The sequence below is a fragment of the Plantactinospora sp. BB1 genome (genome assembly GCF_003030385.1).
Classification (GTDB): domain Bacteria; phylum Actinomycetota; class Actinomycetes; order Mycobacteriales; family Micromonosporaceae; genus Plantactinospora.
Genome location: NZ_CP028159.1, coordinates 2,628,216 through 2,650,358 on the forward strand (window position 1 = coordinate 2,628,216; position 22,143 = coordinate 2,650,358).

Here is a 22,143-nt window from a genome sequence, read left to right on the forward strand (position 1 = left end):
GCTGAGGGGCGAGATCTTGTCTGATTTGTCCGCTATCGTCAAGGCGTACGACGTCCGGGGCACCGTTCCCGAGCAGTGGGACGAGCGGGCCGCCGAGGCGTTGGGCGCGGCCTTCGCCCAGCTTCTCCGTACCTCCGGGGAGCCGGCCGGGACCGTAGCCGTCGCCCACGACATGCGGGAGTCGTCACCCGGCCTCGCCGCCGCCTTCACCGCCGGGGTCCGCTCCGAGGGGCTCGGCGTGCTCCACCTCGGCCTCGGCAGCACCGACCTGCTCTACTACGCCTCCGGCAGCCTCGACCTGCCCGGTGCGATGTTCACCGCCAGCCACAACCCGGCCGCCTACAACGGGATCAAGATGTGTCGCGGCGGGGCCCGGCCGATCGGCCAGGACACCGGGCTGACCGAGCTGCGTGACCGGGCGCAGGCGCTGCTGGACAAGGGCGAGACCCGGCCGCTGGACGAGCCGCTGCCGCCGCTGGAACACCGGGACCTGCTGCCCGCGTACGCGGCCCACCTGCGCACCCTGGTCGACCTGACCGGGATCCGCCCGCTCAAGGTGGTGATCGACGCGGGCAACGGCATGGGCGGGCACACCGTACCGGCCGTGCTCGGCGACGCCGCCCTGCCGGCGCTGCCGCTGGAGATCGTGCCGCTCTATTTCGAACTCGACGGCTCGTTCCCGAACCACGAGGCGAACCCGCTGGACCCGGCGAACCTGGTCGACCTCCAGGCGGCCGTACGCGAGCACCGGGCCGACCTCGGGCTCGCCTTCGACGGCGACGCCGACCGCTGCTTCGTGGTCGACGAGCGGGGCGAACCGGTCTCCCCGTCGGCGATCACCGCCCTGGTGGCCGTACGCGAGCTGGCCAAGCACCCCGGCGCGGCGATCATCCACAACCTGATCACGTCGAGCGCCGTGCCGGAGATCGTCCGTGAGCACGGCGGCGAGCCGGTGCGCAGCCGGGTCGGCCACTCCTTCATCAAGGCCGAGATGGCCCGCACCAACGCGGCCTTCGGCGGCGAGCACTCGGCGCACTACTACTTCCGGGACTTCTGGTTCGCCGACACCGGGATGCTCGCCGCGATGCACCTGCTGGCGGCGCTCGGCGAGCAGGACGGCCCGCTGTCGGAACTCGGCCGGGCGTACGAGCGGTACGCCTCCTCCGGCGAGATCAACTCGACCGTACCGGACCAGCGGGCCAAGCTCGCCGAGGTCCGGGCCGCCTACCCGGACGCCGAGACCGACGAGCTGGACGGGCTGACCCTGCGCTTCCCGGACGGCGCCTGGGTCAACCTGCGCCCGTCCAACACCGAGCCGCTGCTCCGGCTCAACGTCGAGGCGCCCACCCCGGAACGGATGGTGGCACTCCGCGACGAGGTGCTCGGACTGGTTCGCCGATAAGATCCATCGCGCTGGTCGGAGACCCGCCGTACCCGACCTACCGCACGAGGAGTGGAAGGAGCCGCACCGTGGCCCTCGACCCGCAGTTGCTGGAGATCCTGGCCTGCCCGGACACCCATCACGCACCGCTGGACTACGACCCGGCGGCGCAGACCCTGACCTGCACCGAGTGCGCGCGGATCTTCGAGGTGCGCGACGACGTACCGGTCCTGCTGCTGGACGAGGCGCGCGGCGGCCCGGCGGCCGGTCCGGGTGCGACCCCCGGCGGCAGCGCGGACCAGCGATGATGGACGGTACGGCCGGTCTGCGCGGCCGCCCGGTCCCCGACGAGGGGATGCTCGACGACGTCGCCGCGATGAACGAGAACGATCCGGGCGGGATGCTCCGGCACACCGCCGCGGCCGGTGCGCAGGTCCGGGAGACGGCCGCGCTGGCCGCCGAGGCCAACCTCGGGGTGCTGGCCGACGAGGGCCGCCCCCGGGCGGTCGTGATCGCCGGCATCGGCACCGCCGCGCGTACCGGTGAGGTGCTGGCCACCGTCGCCGGCCCGCGCTGCCCCGTACCCGTGATCCAGCACCGCAGCGCCGGGGTGCCCGGCTGGGTGGGCGCGGCGGACGTGGTCATCGCGGTCAGCGCCTCCGGGCGCAGCCCCGAGGCGCTCGGCGCGGCCGAGGCCGCCGCCCGGCGCGGCGCCCGGCTGGTCGCGGTCGGTGCGCCGGACTCGCAGCTCCAGTCGGTGGCCGAGGGGGTCCGGGCGCCGTTCGTCCCGGTGCCCCGCCGGGCGCCGGCCCGGGCCAGCCTCTGGGCGCTCACCGTGCCGGTGCTGCTCGCCGCCCGCGCGCTCGGCCTGGTCAAGGTGAACGAGGCGGACCTGGCCGAGACGGCGGCCCGGCTGGACGCGGAGGCCGACCGGTGCCGCCCGTCCGCCGAGTCCTTCGTCAACCCGGCCAAGTCGCTGGCGCTGGGCCTGGCCGGCTCGGTGCCGATCGTCTGGGGCTCGTCGCCGCTGGCCACCGTGGCGGCCCGGCGGTTCGGCGACACCCTCTCGGCGAACGCCCGCTACCCGGTGGTGGCCGGTGCCCTCGGCGAGGCGGGGCGGGGCCGGGTCGGCCTGCTCGACGGCGTCTTCGGCGGCCTCGGCGAGTCGAGCCGGGACATCTTCGCCGACCCCGAGGACGAGGCGACCGGTACCCGGCTGCGGCTGGTGCTGCTCCGGGACGGCGGCCTGAACGCCGAGGACGACACCGACGAGCCGCTGGTGGTGGAGGAGCGCCGGGCCGACGCCGTGCAGACCCTCGCCGAGCGGCGCGGGGTGCGCTGCGACGTGGTGACCGCCGAGGGCGGATCGGCGCTGGAACGGCTCGCCTCGCTGACCGCGGTGCCCGACTTCGCCTCGATCTACCTGGCGCTGGCGCACGGACTCGACCCGATGGCCGTACCGGCGATCACCGAGATGAAGGAGCTGTCCAACCAGTGACCGAGCAGATCACCCGGGGCGGCTCCGCCGTGGCCCGGACCCCGGCCGACGCGGCGGAGGGCCGGTCGTGAGCGCGGGTGGCGGTACCAGGGCGATCGTCGCGGCCCTGCTGGCCAACCTGGGCATCGCGGTCACCAAGTTCGTCGCGTTCGCGCTGAGCGGGTCGTCGTCGATGCTCGCCGAGTCGATCCACTCGGTGGCCGACTCCGGCAACCAGGCGCTGCTGCTGCTCGGCGGGCGTCGGGCGCGGCGCCGGGCGACCCCGCAACACCCCTTCGGGTACGGCCGCGAGCGCTACATCTTCGCGTTCATCGTCTCCATCGTGCTGTTCAGCCTCGGTGGCCTCTTCGCGCTCTACGAGGCGTACCACAAGTGGCACGAGCAGCAGGTGCACCCGGGCGGGATCGAGAGCTGGCAGTGGCTGCCGATCGTCGTGCTGGTGGTCGCGATCATCCTGGAGTCGTTCTCCTTCCGGACCGCGATCGTCGAGTCGAACGCGATCCGGGGCAAGGCCTCCTGGAAGGAGTTCGTCCGCCGGGCCAAGGCGCCGGAGCTGCCGGTGGTGCTGCTGGAGGACCTGGGCGCGCTGCTCGGTCTGGTCTTCGCCCTGATCGGCGTCTCGATGACCCTGATCACCGACAACGGCTACTGGGACGCGGCCGGCACCGCGGCGATCGGCATCCTGCTGGTGGCCATCGCGGTGATCCTGGCGCTGGAGACCAAGAGCCTGCTGCTCGGCGAGTCGGCCACTCCGGAGGACGTCCGGCAGATCGAGGAGGCGATCACCTCGGGTTCCGAGGTCGAGCGGATCATCCACATGAAGACCCTGCACCTGGGGCCGGAGGAGCTGCTGGTCGCGGCGAAGGTCGCGGTGCGGCCGTACGAGACGGCGGCCGAGCTGGCCGAGGGGATCAACTCGGTAGAAGCGCGGATCCGCAACTCCGTACCGATCGCCCGGGTGATCTATCTGGAGCCGGACATCTACCGCCAGGTGGAGCAGCCCGCGGACGGGGTACCGGAACTGAAGGGGGCCTGAGCGGTGGAACCGCTGCACGGCCGGATCCGCGACTACGCATGGGGGTCGCGGACCGTCCTCGCGCAGTTGCAGGGCCGTCCCGTGCCGAGCGACGGACCGGAGGCGGAGCTGTGGCTGGGCGCCCATCCCGGTGACCCGAGCATGCTGCACCGGGGTGGGGCGCCGCTGAGCCTGGTCGACGCCTTCGCCGAGGATCCGGGGCGCTGGCTCGGCGCCGACGTGATCGACCGGTTCGGCCAGCGGCTGCCGTTCCTGCTCAAGGTGCTCGCCCCGGAGGCGCCGCTGTCGTTGCAGGCGCATCCGGACGCCGAGCAGGCCCGGGCCGGGTACGCGGCGGAGACGACCGACCCGGAGCTGACCCACCGCAACTACGTCGACCCGTACCACAAGCCGGAGATGCTGGTCGCGGTCTCGCCGTTCCGGGCGCTCTGCGGGTTCCGCGATCCGAAGCACTCGGCGGACCTGCTCGACGCGTTCGGGCTGGCCGTGCTCGATCCGGTGGTCGCCGCGCTGCGGGCCGGCACCGACGGGCTGCCGGACGCGGTGCGTACCCTGCTCACCTGGCCGTCGGCGGAGCGTGCCGAGCTGGTCGCGGCGGTGGTGGCGGCGGAGGTCGGCGAGCAGTTCGCCGCCTCGGCCGCGCTGGCCCGCGAGCTGGCCGGACGCTATCCGGCGGATCCGGGCGTACTGGTGGCGCTGCTGCTCAACCACGTCAACCTGGCCCCCGGCGAGGCGATCTGGATGCCGGCCGGCAACCTGCACGCCTATCTCTACGGCGCCGGGGTGGAGATCCTGGCGGCCAGCGACAACGTGCTGCGGGGCGGGTTGACCCCGAAGCACGTGGACGTGCGCGAGCTGCTCCGGGTGCTCCGCTTCGAGGTACTGGCCGATCCGGTGGTCAACCCGGTGCCGGTGAGTCCCGGGGTGGTCACCTGGCCGGTGCCGGTGGACGACTTCGCCCTGCACGGCGTACGCCTCGACGGGCGGGTCGGATCGGCCCGGCTGGAGCTGCGGGGGCCCCGGATCGCGCTCTGCCTGGCCGGGGAGGTCACCGTGGCGGACGGCGCCGGGTCGGCGCTGCTCGGCCCCGGTGCGGCGGCGATCGGCCGGGCCGACGGCGGGCCGCTGACGGTCAGCGGCGACGGCGAACTCTACGTCGCCTCGGTCGGACTCTCCTGAGCCGTCCGTCCCCGCGTTCCGGCACGGTTCGCCCCGCGTTCCGGCACGCTTCACCCCGCGTTCCGGCACGGTGCACCGCCAAACGCGAGTCGGCACGAAACGGAAATTTGCGGATCGGCTTGACACCTCCTTTGCTCAGTGTGACGCTATGGGTACGCAGCGTTATCGCGACGCAGGTCCGAGACACGCGCGGGGAACCAAACCGGGGGGATGCGCGGGGCGGCCGGAGACTGGGCGGGAAACCGTTCGGGACCGACCGCCCCGCGCGCTGTCCGGCCGTCGGTCCGGCGACGTCCCGCCCGGTTCGGGCAGCCCCCGACCCGACCCGTACTGTCCGGATTGCGACCCGGCCGGAATCCGTCGCGGTAGGCCCGGGGCGTAACGTGGAGGGTCGCGCCGCAGACCCGTACGACAGGAGCCTTCATGACCAGCACTCTCCCGGCACCCACGGGTGGTTCGTCCGCCGCGCCCCGGCCCGGCACCGTCGCCGAGGGCGACTACAAGGTGGCGGACCTATCCCTCGCCGAGTTCGGGCGCAAGGAGATCCGACTCGCCGAGCACGAGATGCCCGGCCTGATGTCGATCCGTCGCGAATACGCCGCCGAGCAGCCGCTGCGCGGTGCCCGGATCACCGGCTCGCTGCACATGACGATCCAGACCGCGGTGCTCATCGAGACCCTCGTGGCGCTCGGCGCCCAGGTCCGCTGGGCCTCGTGCAACATTTTCTCCACCCAGGACCACGCCGCTGCCGCCATCGTGGTCGGGCCGGACGGCACCCCCGACGCCCCGTCCGGGGTCCCGGTCTACGCCTGGAAGGGCGAGACGCTCGAAGAGTACTGGTGGTGCACCGAGCAGGTGCTGCTCTGGCCGGACGGCCAGGGGCCGAACATGATCCTCGACGACGGTGGCGACGCCACCCTGCTGGTGCACCGGGGTGCCCAGTTCGAGAAGGCCGGCGCGGTACCGCCGGTGGAGAGCGCCGACTCCGAGGAGTACGCGGTCATCCTCGGCCTGCTGCACCGCTCGCTCGCCGTGGACGGCCAGCGCTGGACCCGGGTCGCCGCCGGCATCAAGGGCGTGACCGAGGAGACCACCACCGGTGTGCACCGGCTCTACGAGATGCAGCAGAACGGCACGCTGCTCTTCCCGGCGATCAACGTCAACGACTCGGTGACGAAGAGCAAGTTCGACAACAAGTACGGCTGCCGCCACTCGCTGATCGACGGCATCAACCGGGCCACCGACGTGCTGATCGGCGGCAAGACCGCTGTCGTGCTCGGTTACGGCGACGTCGGCAAGGGCTGCGCCGAGTCGCTGCGCGGCCAGGGCGCCCGGGTCATCGTCACCGAGGTCGACCCGATCTGCGCTCTCCAGGCGGCGATGGACGGCTACCAGGTCGCCACCCTGGACGACGTGGTGGAGACCGCCGACATCTTCATCACCGCGACCGGCTGCTTCGACGTCATCCGCAACGAGCACATGGCCCGGATGAAGCACCAGGCGATCGTCGGCAACATCGGCCACTTCGACAACGAGATCGACATGGCCGGGCTGGCGAAGCGCTCCGACGTGCAGCGGATCAACATCAAGCCGCAGGTGGACGTCTGGCAGTTCGACGACGGCCACTCGATCATCGTGCTCTCCGAGGGGCGGCTGCTCAACCTGGGCAACGCCACCGGTCACCCGAGCTTCGTGATGTCGAACTCCTTCGCCAACCAGACGATCGCGCAGATCGAACTCTTCACCAAGCGTGAGGAGTACCCGGTCGGCGTCTACACCCTGCCGAAGCACCTGGACGAGAAGGTCGCCCGGCTGCACCTGGACGCGCTCGGCGCCAAGCTGACCGAGCTGACCAAGGAGCAGGCCAGCTACCTCGGCATCCCGGTCGAGGGGCCGTACAAGCCCGAGCACTACCGCTACTGAGCATCGACCGACGAGCTGAGCCCTCGACCGACGAGCTGAGCATCGACCGACGAGCCCGGGACGGCAGCCCTGCCGTTCCGGGCTCGCCCGTCTGGTGCCGGTCAAGTCATCGGGGTCGGGGCCGGAACCAGGTCCAGAGGCAGTAGCCGAGCCAGGCGACCGCGACCGCGGTGGCGAGCGGCCGCAGCCGCAGCGCGTTCAGGGCGATCACCACCGCCAGGACCAGCAGCCAGGGCAGGAACGCCTTCACCGGGCCGACCCGTTCGGCGTGCCGGAGCCGGCCACCACGGGGCGGACCATCCCGGGCTGCGGCACCGCCGGCTGTGCGGGCGCCGGCACCGCCGGCCGGAGCGGTGCCGCCCCGGCGGGCTCGGCGGCCGGCGGGGCGAGTTCCGGCCAGAGGGTCGAGGTCACCGACCGGGTGGCCGCGAGCCGCTGCCGGGCCCGCATGTGCCGCTCGGCCAGTACGGCGGCCAGGTACGCCCACTCGGGCAGGCCCGGCGGGGGCGGTGGCGAGGTCACCGCCGCCACCTCCGCCCAGAGTGACCGGGTCAGCCCGCGCCGCGCCTCCCGGGTCAACGTCGAGGTCCGGCTCAGCAGTTGGCGTACGGCCAGCGCCAGGCCGTCGTCCAGCCGGGTCAGGTCCAGGGTGGCCGCCCAGCCGGCCAGCGGCGGAACCATGGTCGGGACGTACCCGGTGCCGGCTGGACTCCGGTCGTGGATCACCAGCGTGCCGGCGGCCAGGTCACCGAGTCGCCGCCCCCGGGGATCGGTGAGCATCACGGTCACCCCCACCGCCCAGGTCAGCAGCGGCAGCACCAGACCCGGCCACTCCACCGCGACGCCGACCAGGCTGCGGGTCAGCGCCTGCCGGAAGCCGACCCGGCCACCGTCGGCGCGTACCACCCGCAGCCCGACGGCGAGCTTGCCGACCGTACGGCCGGAGTTGAGGGTCTCGCAGGCCACCGGGTAGCCGACCAGGACCAGCACCACGCCGACGGTCTGTAGGCCGCGCAGGGTCGCCCCGTCGAAGGCGCCGGGGCCGACCAGCGAGGTGAGCAGGATCCCCGCGCACATCAGCAGCACCACCGCCAGGGTGAGCTGCGTCAGGATGTCGATCAGCAGCGCCAGCACCCGGGAGCCGAGCCGGGCGGCCCGGACGTCCAACTCGACCGCCTCGCCGCTGACCAGTCCGGCGTCCGCACCGTACCCGACGGAGGGCGCCGGCCGGGCCGGAGCGGACCTCGGTGGTTGCGCTGTCACCAGCACAGTGAACACTATGGTCGCGAACCCTGGGGAGCTGAGTTGGATCTCGACGCGTACACGGCCGAGCACGACCGGGAATGGCGACGGCTGGCCGAGCTGACCGGGCGGCGACGGCTCGGCGCGGACGAGGCCGACGAGCTGGTCGCGCTCTACCAGCGGGTGGCCACGCACCTGTCGGTGGTACGCAGCCGGTCGCCCGATCCGGTACTCGTCGCCCAGCTCTCCCAGCTGGTGCTGGCCGCCCGGGGCCGGCTCGCCGGCCGGTCCGGTTTCTCCTGGGCGACCGTCCGCCGGTTCTTCTCCGTCGGCTTCCCGCTGGCCGTCTACCGGGCCTGGCCGTGGTGGACCGCCGTCGGCGTCGGGTTCGTCCTGGTCGCGGGCTTCCTGATGTACTGGATCGCCGAGCATCCGGAGAACGCCGTGGCACTGATCGGCGAGGAGGCGGCGGCCGAGGCGTTCGAGGCCCGGTTCGTCGGCTACTACAGCGAATACTCGGCACCGAGCTTCGCGTTCCAGCTGTGGACCCACAACGCCTGGGTCGCCGCCCGCTGCCTCGCCTCCGGCATCCTGATCCTGCCGGTCTTCTACCTGCTCTGGCACAACGCCCTCAACATCGGCGTGACCGGCGGGGTACTCGCCGCCTACGACCGTACCGACGTCTTCTTCAGCATGATCACGCCGCACGGCCTGCTGGAGCTGACCGGGATCTTCGTGGCGGCCGGTGTCGGCCTGCGGATCGGCTGGGCCTGGATCGCGCCGCCGCGCGACCTGACCCGGGGCCAGGCGGTGGCCCGGGCCGGCCGCTCCGGCGTCCTGGTCGCGGTCGGCCTGGTGGGGCTCTTCGCGGTCGCCGGGCTCATCGAGGCCTTCGTCACCCCGGCGGCGGTACCCACCGGGATCCGGGTCGGGATCGGCGTACTCGGCTGGCTCGGCTTCCTCGGCTACGTCTGCTGGTTCGGCCACCGCGCGGCCGTAGCCGAGGAATCCGCCACCGAATCGAGTGCCTGATCGTGAACTGCGGTGGCTACTCGGTGGGCGTGCGGGTGTAGGTGAGGTAGGCCGCTCCGCTGCCCAGCACGACGTGGTCGGTGAGTTGCCAGTTGCGCGGGTCGAACTCGGCCCGGCGACCGAACAGCGGAATTCCGGTACCGATCGTCAACGGGGCCAGCTTGACGATCAGTTGGTCGATCTCCGGGTAGAGCGCACCGGCCAGCTCACCGCCGCCGATGAGCCAGATGTCCTTACCCGCCTCGCGCTTCAGCTCCCGCACCTTCGCGACCGGGTCACCGCTCACCACCTCGACGGCCGGGTCCGGGCTCTCGGACAGCGTCCGGGAGAACACCAGGTGGCGCAGGTGCGGAAAGGCGTCGGTGACGCCGACCCGCAGGCCGATCTCGTAGCTGAGCCGTCCCTCAAGGACGGTGTCGAAATGCGTGCCCTCGGCGGTGACGGACAGCGCGGTACGGGCCGCCTGCGGCAGCGTCTCCGGGTACTCGGAGACGAGATGGCGGAGGTAGTCCTCCGGGATCTGCCAGAAGCCACCCGGGCCGGTCGGATCGGCACCGTCCGGGCCGGCGATGAAACCGTCGATGGTGGCGGCGACGTAGTACACGAGCTTGCGCACGATGATTCCCAGGTCCCTCGGTCGGACGCGCCGTACCGCCCGGCGGCGACGACGGCGCGCGTGATCAGCAAGTATCCGACATCGAGATCGTTCGCGGCCGGCCAGGTCCTCGGTTAGCCGCTCGCCGGTCCGGGTCCGGGTCCGGGCCGGCCCGGGGTGCTCCGGTCGGATCAGAGCTGACCGAGGGCCTTGAGCCGCAGGTAGGTGTCGGTGACCATCGGCGCCAGCCGGTCGGCCGGGGCGTCCACCACCGTCACCCCGTGCCGGGCCAGCGCCGCGCGTACCCGGTCCCGGTCGCCGAGCGCCCGCCAGGCCGCGGCCGACGCGTACGCGTCCTGCACCGTCTCCGGCGGGCGGGTGGTCAGGTCGGTCAGCACCGGATCGTGCACCGACGCCACGATCACCCGGTGCCGGGTCGCCAGCCGGGGCAGTACCGGCAGCAGCCCCTCGCCGAGCGCACCCGGTTCCAGGGCGGTGAAGAGCACCACCAGGGAGCGTCGGCGCTGCCGCCGGAGGATCTCCCCGGCGACCAGTTCGAAATCGGTCTCCACCAGCGCCGGCTGGAGTGGGGCGAGCGCGTCGACCATCCGGGCCAGCAGCGTCGACTGGGCGCCCCCGGTCAGCGCCAGCCGGACGGCCGCGTCCACGGCCAGCAGGTCGACCCGGTCACCGGCCCGGCCGGCGAGCGCCGCCAGCAGCAGGGTGGCGTCCATGGCGGCGTCGAGCCGGGGCTCGTCGCCGACCCGCACCGCCGAGGTACGCCCGGTGTCGAGTACGCAGACCACCCGCCGGTCACGCTCCGGCCGCCAGGTCCGGACCAGTACGTCGGCCCGGCGGGCGCTGGCCCGCCAGTCGACCGAGCGCACGTCGTCGCCGACCACGTACTCGCGCAGGGTGTCGAACTCGGTGCCCTGGCCCCGGCCCCGGGCCACCTCGGTGCCGTCGATGATCCGCAGCCGGGCCAGCTTCTCCGGCAGGTGCCGGCGGGACTCGAACCGGGGCAGCACCCGCAGGGTCCACGGCGGTGTCGCCGGCCGCTCCGTCCGCTGCCGGAACGCCAACCCCAGCGGCCCGTACGAGCGCAGTGTCAGCCGCAGCGCCGGCCGGTCCCCGCGCCGGGTCGGGGTCAGCCGGCTGGGCAGCTCCGCCCGGGCACCGGGCTCGACGCGTACCGTCGGGGCGCCGGGGAAGTCGAACCGTGCCCCGGCGGACGGCACCCAGGCGTCCCGGACCAGTCCGCGCAGCGGCCGGTCGGAGGTGTTGTGCAGCCGCACCGAGACCGTGGCGGTGTCGCCGAGCCGGACCGCCCGGTCGCCGTCCCGGCTCGCCTCGATCGCGCCCAGCGGGGCGGCCAGCCGCCAGTCCAACACGGTCAGCGCCAGCACCAGCCCGGTCATCACCAGCACGCCGAGCCACGGGGCCGGCCAGAGCGGCAGGGTCAGCGCGCCCGCGCCGAGCAGGACCGCCGCCCGTCCCGTCATCGTGGCGTCGGCACGGTGCCGAGCACCGCGTCCAGCACCGACCGGGTGGTGACGCCCTCCAGCTCGGCCTCCGGCCGCAGCCGCAGCCGGTGCCGCAGCGTCGGCCGGGCGATCGCCTTGACGTCGTCCGGAGTGACGTGGTCGCGCCCGGCCAGCCAGGCCCACGCCTTCGCGGTGACCAGCAGCGCGATCGCGCCCCGGGGCGAGGCGCCGAGTTCCAGCGCGGGCGCGGCCCGGGTGGCCCGGCAGAGGTCCACGATGTAGCCGAGCACGCTCTCCACCACGGCGACCCGGCTCACCGCGGCCCGGGCCAGCGCCAGGTCGGCGGGGGTGGCCACCGGGCGTACCCCGGCGGCGGTCAGCTCGCGCGGGTCGAAGCCGGCGTGGTGCGCCCGGAGTACGCCCAGCTCCTCGTCCCGGTTCGGCAGCGGCATCGTCAGGTGCAGCAGGAACCGGTCGAGCTGGGCCTCGGGCAGCGGGTAGGTGCCCTCGTACTCCACCGGGTTCTGGGTGGCGGCCACGATGAACGGGTCCGGCAGCGGCCGGCGGTTCCCCTCCACCGAGACCTGCCGCTCCTCCATCACCTCCAGCAGCGCCGCCTGGGTCTTCGGCGGCGTCCGGTTGATCTCGTCGGTGAGCAGCAGGTTGGTGAAGACCGGCCCCTCCCGGAAGGTGAAGGCGGCGGTGCGCGGGTCGAAGATGAGCGACCCGGTGACGTCACCGGGCATCAGGTCCGGGGTGAACTGGAGCCGCTTCGACTCAAGGTCCAGGGCGGCGGCGACGGTGCGCACCAGCAGCGTCTTGGCCACCCCCGGTACGCCCTCCAGCAGCACGTGCCCCCGGCAGAGCAGCGCGATCACCATCCCGGTGACGACGGCGTCCTGCCCGACGACCGCCTTGGCGACCTCGGCCCGCAGCCGGTGCAGGGCGGCGCGGGCCTCGTCGGCCTCCGCCGGGGCGCCGGCCTGGGCCGGAACCGGGTACGGCGCGGCGGCGTAGCGCGGGTCGGTCGTTCCGGCGGGTCGGGTCACCGGGCTTCTCCTTCGATGGGGCGGTCGTGCCGGGGCTGGTCGGACGGGGCGGTGCCGGGGGAGGCGGCCAGGTCGTCGAGCGCCCGGGCCAGCTCCAGCAGTTCCTGGTCGGTCTCCGGGGCCGGACCGTGCAGCAGGTCGTGCACCTCGCCGGCGCTCCGGCCGGTACGCGCCGCGACGGCGGCGGCCAACTCGTCCGGGCCGGCGTCGGGCGGTACGGCCCGGGACTGCGTCAGCCGGTGCAGGGCGGCCGCCCGCAGCGTCTCCGCCGCCGGCCCGTACGCCCGGGCCCGCTGGTAGAGCCGGCCGCGACCGAGCACCGTCTCGGCGGACGGGACGGTCACCGGCAGCGGCTCGGCGACCGGTGGCCCGAGCCGGCGGGCCCGCCAGAGCACCACCAGGAGCAGGGCCAGGGCGAGCTGCGCCAGCAGGGCCCAGAACCAGGGCGGGAAGGCGTCCCAGAGCGGATTGCGCCGCTCCGGCGGGGCGCCCTGGTCGTCCTGCCCGGGTTGCGGCTGGGGCCGGCCCTCGTACTCCCCGTTGCCGTCGCCCTCCTCGGATTCGCCGTCGGATTCGCCGTCGGAGCCGTCCGGCATCGACGTCCACGGCTCCAGTTCGCCGTCGCGGTGGTACGGCGGCGGTGGCTCCGGTCCGGCGAGGTCGAGCCAGACGACCCGGTCGCGGGTACCGAGCAGCCCGGTGGCGAGTACGGCGTTTCCCTGCTCGGCTATCCGGTCGTTCCGGAACGGGTCGCTGGCGCCGATCACGACGACCTCGCTGCCCCGCCGCTCCGTCCGGGCCAGCCCGCCCGCGTAGCAGTGGTCGGTACCGTCGCCCAGGCCGGGCGGGCTGGCGTACCGCTGTAGCAGTGCGGCGGCCCGGCCGGCCCTCGTCGCCTCGGGCAGCGGGCAGGGGCGGCCGTCGGCGTCGGCCTCGACCGCACCGGCGGCCCAGCGCCGGCCGGCGACGGCCAGCGGCAGTTCGGTGCCGTCCAGTACCCGCTGCGGCGGGTCGACCAGCACCACCCGGGCGCGGACGGCCGGCTCGGCGAGGTACGGCAGATAGAGCGGGTGGACCAGCCCCGGCGAGGGGACGAAGAGGGTGAATCCCCGGCTGGTCGCCTCGATCAGCGCCCGGCGGGTACTGGTGAACCGTTCGACGGTGACACCCTCGGCGCGCAGCCGGTCGGCGAGCCGGCTGCCGCCCTCGTCGCCGGTGTTGACCGGGGAGAGGAAGCCGGCGGAGCCGGGATCGGGCTGGTCGATCGCCCGGGTGATCCCGGTGACCGCCAGCAGTACGGCGACCGCGCCGAGCGGGATCGCGATCCGGTGCCAGCGGCGCCGTCGGCGTCCCGCCGCTGCCGGCGCCGCCGACCGGTCCGGCCCGGGACGCTCGGCACCGCCGGGCCGCTCGCCGGCCGAAGTGTGCGCGTCCGAAGTGTGCGCGTCCGGGGCGTGCGCGTCCCGGCCGCCGTGGTCGTCCGGAGCGGGTGTTTCCGGGGCAGGGGTCATCTCCGGACCATCCCGTCCTGGGTCGTCTCCGGGGCCGCCCGCTCCTGGGTCGTCTGCCGAACCGTCCCGTGCTGGGCGATCCCCTCGCGCGGCTCCCGGGCCATCCCCTCGGCGGTCCCGGGCGGGGCGTCGCCGGTACCGGACGGTCGTGCGGCGGTGCCGGGCGGGCCGTCGAGGATCCGGTCCAGGTCGGTGGCGAGGATGCGCATCCGGTCGTCGTGCTCGCGACGGGCCGGACGCTGGGCGTACCAGAGGTCGGAGAAGAGCCGACCGGCCTCGGAGAGCGCGGGCTCCACCTCGGGCCGGTTCCGGGCGGCCGCCGCAGCGAGTTCGGTGACGGTGAGCCCGGGCCGGTGCTCGAACACTCCACGGTCGACCAGCTCCCGGACCATTCCCCGGAACCGCTCGCGGACCGCCTCGGCGTACCGGCCCTCGGCGGCCAACCGGTCGGCGAGGGCGACCAGCCGCTCCGCCGGTACGTCCGGCAGCTCCGGATCCTCCTCCGCCGCCGCCTCGGGCTCGGGGGCCGGTGTCGGGCGGGGCTTGCGCCGTCGCCGCCACCGGGACAGTCGCCAGCGCGGCAGCCGGCGGGGCACCCAGGCGGGGTAGTGGAACCAGCCGAGCGCGACCAGCACGGCGGCGAGCACCAGCAGCAGGGCGACGAGGGAGAGCGGAATCCGGTCGCCGAGCGCGGCCGTCGTCTCCGTCCACCAGCGGCTGAAGCTCACCGTCGGCCCGCCAGCGGGGTGAGGATCGGCGATCCGGTGCGCCGGGCCCGGTCGATGACGATGTCCAGCCCCTCGGTGCGGATCCGCCCCTCCAGGTAGACCACCGCGTCGAGGCAGGCGAGCGCCGGATAGGCGACGCTGTTGACCAGGGCCCAGACCGCCAGCCCGACCGGCAGTTGCCACTCCTCCGCGAGCAGTCCGAGCGAGTTCAGGCCGGTGACGGCACCGACGGCGAGGCCGATCCGCAACAGCCACCAGACGAGGTAGCCGAGCACCCGTACCGCCGCCGCCCGGCCGCCGGTGCGCAGGGCGAGGGTGGCGGAGCGCCACAGCGCCCGGAACGGTCCCAGCCGGTCCAGCACGATCGCCGGCGCCACCGAGCCGAGCAGCGCGAACCCGACCACCCAGAGCGGCATGACCAGGGACGCCACGAACATCACGGCACCGGCCAGCAGGGCGACCAGGAGCGTCGCCGGCAGCCGGGCGCCGCGCGGGTGGAGCAGCCGGCGGACCCGGGTACCGGGATCGAGCAGGACCGTACCGGCCGCCCGGCCGGTCAGGTTGCCGAGCAGCGCGACGATCACCGCCTCGCAGGCGGCGCCGACGGCCAGCAGGAACCAGTACGCCGGCAGCTCGTCGATCCTCGGCAGGTAGGCCGGCGGGGTGACCTCGGCGACCAGCCGCAGCGGATGCAGCAGGAGTTGCTCCAGCGCGGCCAGCACCAGTGCGACCGGTACCAGCACCCGGGCGTGGTCGCGGAGCAGCAGCACCGCCGAGTCGATCAGCTCACCGACGATGAGCGGACGCAGCGGCAGTACGGCGGTCGGGCCGGCGTCGGGCAAACGAACTCCTGGCGGGCATCGGGGGTGGCGGGGGTACGCGCCGCAGCAGTCATGGTGTCACGCCGGCTCATCCCGGCCGGAGCCGCTCGACCGGTTCCCGAGTCACGGTTCGGTGTGCGTCGCGCGGCGGCTGATCGGTGGTGATCATCCCTGGTGCGGGGTGGTTGACCAGGGTAAGCTACTGCGCCTCGCGCCCAGGGATGGCCAGGCGGTGCGCCGCGCCGGGAGGTGCCGGGACCACGCCGTGGAAAAGAGGGTGGAATATTAGTGTCATGAGAGCCCGGGTACTGGTCGTCGACGATGACCCCGCGCTGGCCGAAATGCTCGGCATCGTGCTGCGCAGCGAGGGTTTCCTGCCCTCGTTCGTCGCCGACGGGGAGCGGGCGCTGGCCGCGTTCCGGGAGAACCGGCCCGACATCGTCCTGCTCGACCTGATGCTGCCGGGGATGAGCGGCATCGACGTGGCTCGGGCGATCCGGTCCGAGTCGGGCATTCCGATCGTGATGTTGACGGCCAAGAGCGACACCGTGGACGTGGTGCTCGGGCTGGAGTCGGGCGCGGACGACTACGTGGTCAAGCCGTTCAAGCCCAAGGAGCTGGTCGCGCGCATGCGGGCCCGGCTGCGCCGGGGCGAGGACGCCGCGCCGGAGCTGCTGACCATCGGTCCGCCCGGCAACCAGATCAACATCGACGTGCCGGCGCACACGGTCAGCCGGGACGGCGAGGAGGTCAAGCTGACCCCGCTGGAGTTCGACCTGCTGGTGGCGCTGGCCCGCAAGCCGCGTCAGGTCTTCACCCGGGAGGTCCTGCTGGAGCAGGTCTGGGGCTATCGGCACGCCGCCGACACCCGCCTGGTCAACGTGCACGTCCAGCGGCTCCGCGCCAAGATCGAGCCGGATCCGGAGCGACCCGAGGTGATCCTGACGGTGCGGGGAGTCGGCTACAAGGCGGGCACCGGATAGCCTGGGGCGCACTGTGGCCCGTACTTTGACCTCGTCGTCCGCCCTGCTCGGCCGCGCCGCCGCGACCGGGCGGCGGTTGCGGCGCGTCAGTTCGGTCCGGCTGGCGAGGGCGGCCACCGGCCTGCACCGCACCTGGCGGCGCTCGCTCCAGGTGCGGGTCGTCACTATCACCCTGGTGGCGTCGAGCCTGCTGGTCGGCGGGTTCGCCTATCTGGTCGCCGACAACATCACCGAGATCGTCCTGGACAACGCGACCAGCGACGTCAAGAGCCGGCTCCAGGACGGTCAGGAGTACGCCTCCGAGCAGCTCAGCAACCACACGACGGTCGCGGAGCAGCGGCTGCGTACCACCCTGGAGAACACCGTCAACTACCTGGCCGGCGGAGACCCGGCCCAGCTCGGCGGTGTGGTGGTGACGTTGCGGGTCACCGGCGTCGCGCCGGCCACCTCCCCCCAGGTGGACGTCAGCGGCATCCTGACCCCGGGGCTGGAGAACGCGGTCAAGGGCGGCGACATCGCGCACCAGTTCCGCACCGGCGACCTCTTCGACAAGGGGCCGACGAAATACCTGGTCTACGGCTCGCCGGTGCCGACCCGGCTCGGTCAGGTCGAGCTGTACTACTTCGTCCCGCTGACCCGGTGGGACCAGATCGCCGACGGCTCCCGGGCCACCGTACTGGCCACCGGGTTCGCCCTGGTCGTCCTGCTCGGGCTGCTCTCCGGGCTGGTGACCCGGCTGGTGGTCAATCCGGTACGGGTCGCCGCCCGTACCGCCCAGCGGCTCTCGGCGGGGCTGCTCGACCAGCGGATGGTGGTCAACGGCGAGGACGACCTGGCGATGCTCGCCTCGTCGTTCAACCAGATGGCGACGAACCTGCAACGCCAGATCGTCCGGCTGGAGGAGATGTCCCGGCTGCAACGGAGGTTCACCTCGGACGTCTCGCACGAGCTGCGTACCCCGCTCACCACCGTACGGATGGCGGCCGACCTGATCTACGCGGAGCGCGACGAGTTCGACCCCGCCGTCACCCGTACCGCCGAGTTGCTGCACGCCGAGCTGGACCGGTTCGAGGACCTGCTCACCGACCTGCTGGAGATCAGCCGGTTCGACGCCGGCTTCGCCATGCTGGACGCCGAGCCCACCGACCTGGTGCCGGTGGTGCACCGGGTGGCCGACCGGCTGGAGTCGCTCGCCACCCGCTGCGGCACCCCGCTGCGGGTGACGGTGCCGGAGACCCCGGTGATCGCCGAGGTCGACCCGCGCCGGGTGGAGCGGATCCTGCGCAACCTGGTCGGCAACGCGGTGGAGCACGGTGCCGGCAAACCGGTGGCGGTGGTGCTGGCGGCGGACGAGACGGCGGTGGCGATCACGGTCCGGGACCACGGCGTGGGGCTGAAGCCCGGCGAGGAGAAGCTGGTCTTCAACCGGTTCTGGCGGGCCGACCCGTCCCGGGCCCGGCAGACCGGTGGCACCGGGCTCGGCCTCTCCATCAGCCTGGAGGACGCCCGGCTGCACGGCGGCTGGCTGGAGGCGTGGGGCGCACCGGGCGAGGGCGCCCAGTTCCGGCTGACCCTGCCGGCCCGGGCCGGTGACCGGCTCACCTCGTCACCGTTGCGGCTGGTGCCGGCCGACGCGCCGCTGGCGGTCACGGACGACCTCGGCTGGACCATACCGACCCCCGTCGCCGGTGGAACCACGGAATCGCAATTCGGCGCTGCGACCACGGAATCGCAGTTCGGCGCTGGGGCCACGGAAGCGCAACTTGGCGCCGGGGCCACGGAATCGCAGCCCGCTGGCGGCGGCGCCGGTGGCGCGGTCCCGGCCGTCGGCCACGAGGTCCCGCCCGCCGGTGACGAGGTCCCGTCTGTCGGTGGCCGGGTCTCGCCCGTCGGCGGTGCGGCCGGGGCGGCTGGTCCGGCCGGGCCGACCGACGGGGTGACGGGCTCCGCCGACGGGCCGGCCGGGACGGCTGCCCCGGACGAGAGCGTCGACCCCGTACCAGGTGGGTTGGCCGGCCCGAGGACCCCGGCCGACGCCGAGCGGAGCGAGGTGACCAGATGAGCCGGCGCGGCATCGCGCTCGGGGCCGTGGCGGTGCTGCTCTCCGGGCTGGTCGGCTGTGGCATCCCGGGTGAGAGCGACGTGCGGGTCGACGGGCGGGGGCCGGTGGCGAACGCCGCTCCGGCGGACCGTCCGGCTGCCCGGCCGCCCGACCGTACCGCGAGCGGCAGCGACCCGGAGGCGTTCGCCAGGAACTTCCTCACCGCTGCGGCCGGCGAGGCGGGTGAGGCGTACAAGCGGTTCAACGAGTACATCGAAGACAGCGAGCGGTTCAAGCCGAAGGCGGACGACAAGGGCGACATCAACGTCGTCCGGGTCGACCTCGACGGCGGCGGGATCGAGGTCACCCAGAACAAGGACGGCACCAGCAAGGTGATCGTCACGGTCCAGCAGATCGGGGTACTCCGGGCCAACGGCTCGATCGGCGAGCCGGTACGCCAGGAGACGGTCTACGACTTCGTCGTCGGCGCCGCGCCGCGTGACCCGGGGACGGGCGGCGGGCTGTGGGTGCTCAAGCACCCGTCGGTGCTGCTGATGACCGACGACGCCCTGCGGGACTACTACGAGGAACAGACCATCTACTTCTGGAACGCCAACGGCACCTCGCTGGTGCCGGACCTGCGCTACCTGCCGCGTACCGTGCCGGTGCCGCAGCACGCCACCGCGGTGCTCGACTGGCTGACCGGTGGCCCGGCGGAATGGCTCAAGTCGGCCGTCGCGCTGCCGGAGGGCACCACCCCGGTGGGTAACGTGCCGGCGCCGGAGCAGGGTGGCCGGCTTGAGATCAACCTCGCGGCCCGGGCCGGTGCCTTCGAGACCAAGCTCGACCTGGAACGGCTGTTCACCCAGATCGTCTGGTCGCTGCGGAGCAACCAGTTGCTCGACAACGAGCTGGAACTGAAGATCCAGAACCAGTCCAGGATGATCGAGGTCGCCGACGACTACCGGCGGGACCACCCGCTCTACCAGCTCAACGGCGGCGCGGCCCGGTACGGCGTGTTCGCCGGCCGGATCTATCCGTTGACCAAGCCGGGCGAACCGAAGCCGGTGCCCATCCCCGCCAACGACAACCACGACATCGTCACCGCCGGGGTGAGCCGCAACGGCGACGACGTCGCGGTGGCGCTGGTCGTTCGGGACGGCCAGTCGTTCCGGCTGCGTACCGGTACCGGCCCGGGGGCGGCGAGCACGCTGCTCACCGGCCAGCGGCCCTACCCCGACATGAGCCGGCCGGTCTGGTTGAAGGAGGCGGGGCTCGGCGGGCCGGTCGGGTTGGTGGTGGCCGAGGGCAAGCTCTGGACCTTCACCGCCGGGAACCCCGAGCTGACCCTGGTCTCCTTCCCCGGTGCGTCCCCCGGCGTGACGGCGGTGGCGGCGTCGATGGACGGCAACCGGATCGCCTTCGTCTCCGGCGGCCGGCTCTACGTCGCCGGGGTGCGCCCGGACGACGGTGGGCTGAACGTCGAGTCGCCCCGTCAGTTGGCCATCTCGCTGCACTCGCTGAGCGCGGTGGACTGGTTCAGCGAGAACTCGCTCGTGGTCGCGGGCGTGGACGGCGAGAACGCCAAGGTGATCAACCGGATCAACGTCGACGGCTCGCTGGAGCGGCAGGAAATCAGGTACGTCAGCCGGGCTCCCGTCGAGGCGCTCGCCGCGGACCCCACCTTCCTGGCGACGCAGCCGCTGCCGTTGACGTACGAGGCGAACGAGGTCGCCTTCGTCTCCGAGTCCACCGTCATCACCCCGGGCCAGATCGCGCCAGGTTGGGGCGCGCCGCCACCCGACGTGAGTTCGGCCACCGCCTCCTTCTACCTCTACTGAGCGGGGGCGTGGTGCTGGCGGGGGTCTGGGCCGAGCTGACCGACCTGGTGCTGCCGGCCGAGTGCGCGGGCTGCCGGGCCGAGCGGCTGCCGCTGCGCCAGGGCGTCTGCGCGACCTGTTCCGCCGGCCTGGCGGCGCTGCGCCCGGCCCCGGTACGCCCCACCCCGGCACCGCCGGGCCTGCCGGACTGCGTGGCGCTGGGCAGCTACCGGGGCGCGTTGCGGGAGTCGCTGCTGTCGTACAAGGAACGGGGTCGGCACGGCCTGGCCCGGCCGCTGGGCAGGTTGCTCGCGGAGGTGGTGGCGGAGGCGGTGGGTGGGCGGCGGCCGGTGCTGCTGGTGCCGGTGCCGGCGACCGCGCGGGCGGTACGGGCCCGGCACGGCGACCATCTGCGCCGGCTGGCCCGACACTCCGCCGACCGGTTGCGGGCCGCCGGCTGGCCGGTGGCGGTGGCCCATCCGCTGCGCGCGGTGCCCCGGCCCGACTCGGCCACGCTGGACAGCGCCGGCCGGGCGGCGGCGGCGCGGGACGCGTTCCGGCTCCGGGAGGGGCGGTCGGGCACGGTCCGCCGGCTCGCCGCCGGCCGGGTGGTGGTGCTGCTGGACGACGTCGTGACCACCGGGGTCACCCTGGCGGCGGTGGCCCGGCGGCTGGAGAGCGCCGGCATTCCGGTGTACGCGGCGGCGGTGCTGGCGGCGACCGTCCGGCGCGGGCGTGGCTGACCGGAGGGTGTGCGCCGGCCGCATCTCTCACGCCGGTCGAGATGAGAAATGCTCACTCTACGTGTTGCCAGATTCACCCTGTCGTGCGGTTCCTGCAAATCTTCTCGAATTGGTCTTGCCGTCCGGGGTGACTGGCGGGTCGATTGGGGTTAGCGTCTTATTTACCGGGGGTATGACGGGTGTTCAACGCCCCGCGGACGCACCTGGAGGGAGGCATCGCCGTTGTTCCCGATCCGGTCAAGCCGAATGGAAACTCCAGGGGCGGGCTGACCGGGATTTTTGTTTCCGCAGACTCTCCGATGGCGCAGGGAGGTCACGCATGGATCTCGTGGTCAAGGGTCGAAACGTCGAGGTGCCGGATCATTACCGAGTGCACGTAGCCGAGAAGCTCGCCAAGATCGAGCGCTACGACCACAAGCTTATTCGGATCGACGTGGAACTCTTTCACGAACGCAATCCGCGACAGTCCGATCACTGCCAGCGAATAGAGATTACCTGCATCTCCCGCGGACCCGTGGTCCGTGCGGAGGCGTGCGCGAAGGACTTCTACAGTGCCCTCGACGCGGCGATCTCGAAACTTGACACGAGACTGCGTCGGGCCGCCGACCGCCGCCGCGTACACCGTGGCCGGCACGCCCCGGTCTCCGTCGCCGCCGCCACGGCCCGGCTGCCGGTCGTCGATGCCAGCGACTCGGCGCTGGCCACCCTCACCGCCCCCGCACCGGCGAAGTCGAACGGCAACGGCCGTGCGACCGCCGAGCCGGAGTTCGACGAGTACGACGACGCGCAGCCCTGGCACATCGCCCGGGAGAAGCTGCACCCGGCCGAGCCGATGACGGTCGACGACGCGCTGTTCCAGATGGAACTCGTCGGCCACGACTTCTATCTGTTCCTGGACAAGGAGTCCGGCCGCCCCAGCGTCGTCTACCGGCGCAAGGGCTACGACTACGGCATCATCGCCCTGGCCACCACCTGATTCCACGGTGTTCCACCGGCCCCGGGCAGGCGCCCGGGGCCGGTGCCGCACCCACGACCGCCGGTGCCGGGCGTTCACCGCAGGGGACCGGCGCGCGGCGG

The 22,143-nt window shown here is 73.3% G+C and carries 19 protein-coding genes and 1 pseudogene; 12 read left to right on the forward strand and 8 right to left on the reverse strand.

Annotated elements, in window-relative coordinates; all coding sequences use genetic code 11:
- Nucleotides 1–16: 16 nt before the first annotated feature.
- The 6 genes from C6W10_RS11345 (at nucleotide 17) to ahcY (ending at nucleotide 7,017) form a co-directional block, all read left to right on the forward strand.
- Nucleotides 17–1,402 carry a phosphomannomutase/phosphoglucomutase gene (locus tag C6W10_RS11345; RefSeq protein ID WP_107258033.1) on the forward strand — a complete coding sequence of 462 codons (1,386 nt, stop codon included), beginning with the start codon at nucleotides 17–19 and terminating at the stop codon, nucleotides 1,400–1,402.
- Between the two features lie 68 nt (nucleotides 1,403–1,470).
- Nucleotides 1,471–1,689, forward strand: a complete 219-nt coding sequence (locus tag C6W10_RS11350; protein ID WP_107258034.1) for a Trm112 family protein — start codon at nucleotides 1,471–1,473, stop codon at nucleotides 1,687–1,689.
- A complete protein-coding gene (locus C6W10_RS11355; protein WP_107258035.1) occupies nucleotides 1,686–2,879 on the forward strand; it encodes an SIS domain-containing protein in 1,194 nt (397 codons plus the stop codon). Before C6W10_RS11350 ends, C6W10_RS11355 begins: the two co-directional genes overlap by 4 nt.
- A 67-nt stretch (nucleotides 2,880–2,946) precedes the next feature.
- Nucleotides 2,947–3,915: a cation diffusion facilitator family transporter gene (locus tag C6W10_RS11360; RefSeq protein ID WP_107258036.1), complete on the forward strand. Its 969-nt coding sequence runs from the start codon at nucleotides 2,947–2,949 to the stop codon at nucleotides 3,913–3,915.
- Nucleotides 3,916–3,918: 3 nt separating this feature from the next.
- Entirely contained in the window at nucleotides 3,919–5,094 is a 1,176-nt protein-coding gene (gene manA / locus C6W10_RS11365) for a mannose-6-phosphate isomerase, class I (RefSeq protein WP_107258037.1), read from the forward strand.
- Between the two features lie 423 nt (nucleotides 5,095–5,517).
- The gene (gene ahcY, locus C6W10_RS11370; RefSeq protein WP_107258038.1) at nucleotides 5,518–7,017 is read left to right on the forward strand and encodes an adenosylhomocysteinase; all 1,500 of its coding nucleotides are present in this window, start codon (nucleotides 5,518–5,520) and stop codon (nucleotides 7,015–7,017) included.
- Nucleotides 7,018–7,123: 106 nt separating this feature from the next.
- On the opposite strand, the gene C6W10_RS37950 is transcribed toward ahcY, so the two are convergent.
- Together C6W10_RS37950 and C6W10_RS11375 are read right to left on the reverse strand one after the other, a co-directional pair.
- A complete protein-coding gene (locus C6W10_RS37950) occupies nucleotides 7,124–7,267 on the reverse strand; it encodes a hypothetical protein (protein ID WP_159079320.1) in 144 nt (47 codons plus the stop codon).
- On the reverse strand, nucleotides 7,264–8,280 hold the full coding sequence (locus C6W10_RS11375) for an RDD family protein (protein ID WP_234361703.1): 1,017 nt from the start codon (nucleotides 8,278–8,280) through the stop codon (nucleotides 7,264–7,266). The genes C6W10_RS37950 and C6W10_RS11375 overlap by 4 nt, the downstream gene beginning before the upstream one ends.
- A 42-nt stretch (nucleotides 8,281–8,322) precedes the next feature.
- Between C6W10_RS11375 and C6W10_RS11380 the strand changes: the two genes are divergently transcribed.
- Nucleotides 8,323–9,291 carry a stage II sporulation protein M gene (locus C6W10_RS11380; protein ID WP_107263860.1) on the forward strand — a complete coding sequence of 323 codons (969 nt, stop codon included), beginning with the start codon at nucleotides 8,323–8,325 and terminating at the stop codon, nucleotides 9,289–9,291.
- A 16-nt stretch (nucleotides 9,292–9,307) separates the two neighbouring features.
- On the opposite strand, the gene C6W10_RS11385 is transcribed toward C6W10_RS11380, so the two are convergent.
- The 6 genes from C6W10_RS11385 to C6W10_RS11410 form a co-directional block, all read right to left on the reverse strand.
- Complete coding sequence (locus tag C6W10_RS11385) at nucleotides 9,308–9,907, reverse strand: dihydrofolate reductase family protein (protein ID WP_107258039.1); 600 nt, start codon at nucleotides 9,905–9,907, stop codon at nucleotides 9,308–9,310.
- 170 nt (nucleotides 9,908–10,077) lie between these two features.
- The gene (locus C6W10_RS11390) at nucleotides 10,078–11,388 is read right to left on the reverse strand and encodes a DUF58 domain-containing protein (RefSeq protein WP_107258040.1); all 1,311 of its coding nucleotides are present in this window, start codon (nucleotides 11,386–11,388) and stop codon (nucleotides 10,078–10,080) included.
- On the reverse strand, nucleotides 11,385–12,314 hold the full coding sequence (locus C6W10_RS11395; protein ID WP_234361895.1) for a MoxR family ATPase: 930 nt from the start codon (nucleotides 12,312–12,314) through the stop codon (nucleotides 11,385–11,387). The genes C6W10_RS11390 and C6W10_RS11395 overlap by 4 nt, the downstream gene beginning before the upstream one ends.
- 101 nt (nucleotides 12,315–12,415) lie before the next feature.
- Nucleotides 12,416–13,930 carry a DUF4350 domain-containing protein gene (locus C6W10_RS11400; protein ID WP_199853910.1) on the reverse strand — a complete coding sequence of 505 codons (1,515 nt, stop codon included), beginning with the start codon at nucleotides 13,928–13,930 and terminating at the stop codon, nucleotides 12,416–12,418.
- Complete coding sequence (locus C6W10_RS11405) at nucleotides 13,927–14,658, reverse strand: DUF4129 domain-containing protein (RefSeq protein ID WP_107258042.1); 732 nt, start codon at nucleotides 14,656–14,658, stop codon at nucleotides 13,927–13,929. The genes C6W10_RS11400 and C6W10_RS11405 overlap by 4 nt, the downstream gene beginning before the upstream one ends.
- Nucleotides 14,655–15,500: a hypothetical protein gene (locus tag C6W10_RS11410; RefSeq protein ID WP_107258043.1), complete on the reverse strand. Its 846-nt coding sequence runs from the start codon at nucleotides 15,498–15,500 to the stop codon at nucleotides 14,655–14,657. The genes C6W10_RS11405 and C6W10_RS11410 overlap by 4 nt, the downstream gene beginning before the upstream one ends.
- Nucleotides 15,501–15,772: 272 nt before the next feature.
- Between C6W10_RS11410 and mtrA the strand changes: the two genes are divergently transcribed.
- From mtrA to hpf, 5 genes and pseudogenes are all read left to right on the forward strand, one after another.
- Nucleotides 15,773–16,462 carry an MtrAB system response regulator MtrA gene (mtrA, locus tag C6W10_RS11415; protein ID WP_101369873.1) on the forward strand — a complete coding sequence of 230 codons (690 nt, stop codon included), beginning with the start codon at nucleotides 15,773–15,775 and terminating at the stop codon, nucleotides 16,460–16,462.
- Nucleotides 16,463–16,505: 43 nt separating this feature from the next.
- Nucleotides 16,506–18,104 (forward strand): annotated as a pseudogene (mtrB, locus tag C6W10_RS11420) (MtrAB system histidine kinase MtrB); the annotation flags it as partial.
- 416 nt (nucleotides 18,105–18,520) lie between these two features.
- The gene (locus tag C6W10_RS11425; RefSeq protein ID WP_107258044.1) at nucleotides 18,521–20,344 is read left to right on the forward strand and encodes an LpqB family beta-propeller domain-containing protein; all 1,824 of its coding nucleotides are present in this window, start codon (nucleotides 18,521–18,523) and stop codon (nucleotides 20,342–20,344) included.
- A gap of 11 nt (nucleotides 20,345–20,355) precedes the next feature.
- The gene (locus C6W10_RS11430) at nucleotides 20,356–21,066 is read left to right on the forward strand and encodes a ComF family protein (protein ID WP_199854014.1); all 711 of its coding nucleotides are present in this window, start codon (nucleotides 20,356–20,358) and stop codon (nucleotides 21,064–21,066) included.
- Nucleotides 21,067–21,385: 319 nt separating this feature from the next.
- Nucleotides 21,386–22,042: a ribosome hibernation-promoting factor, HPF/YfiA family gene (hpf, locus tag C6W10_RS11435; RefSeq protein WP_107258046.1), complete on the forward strand. Its 657-nt coding sequence runs from the start codon at nucleotides 21,386–21,388 to the stop codon at nucleotides 22,040–22,042.
- The last annotated feature ends 101 nt before the right edge of the window (nucleotides 22,043–22,143 follow it).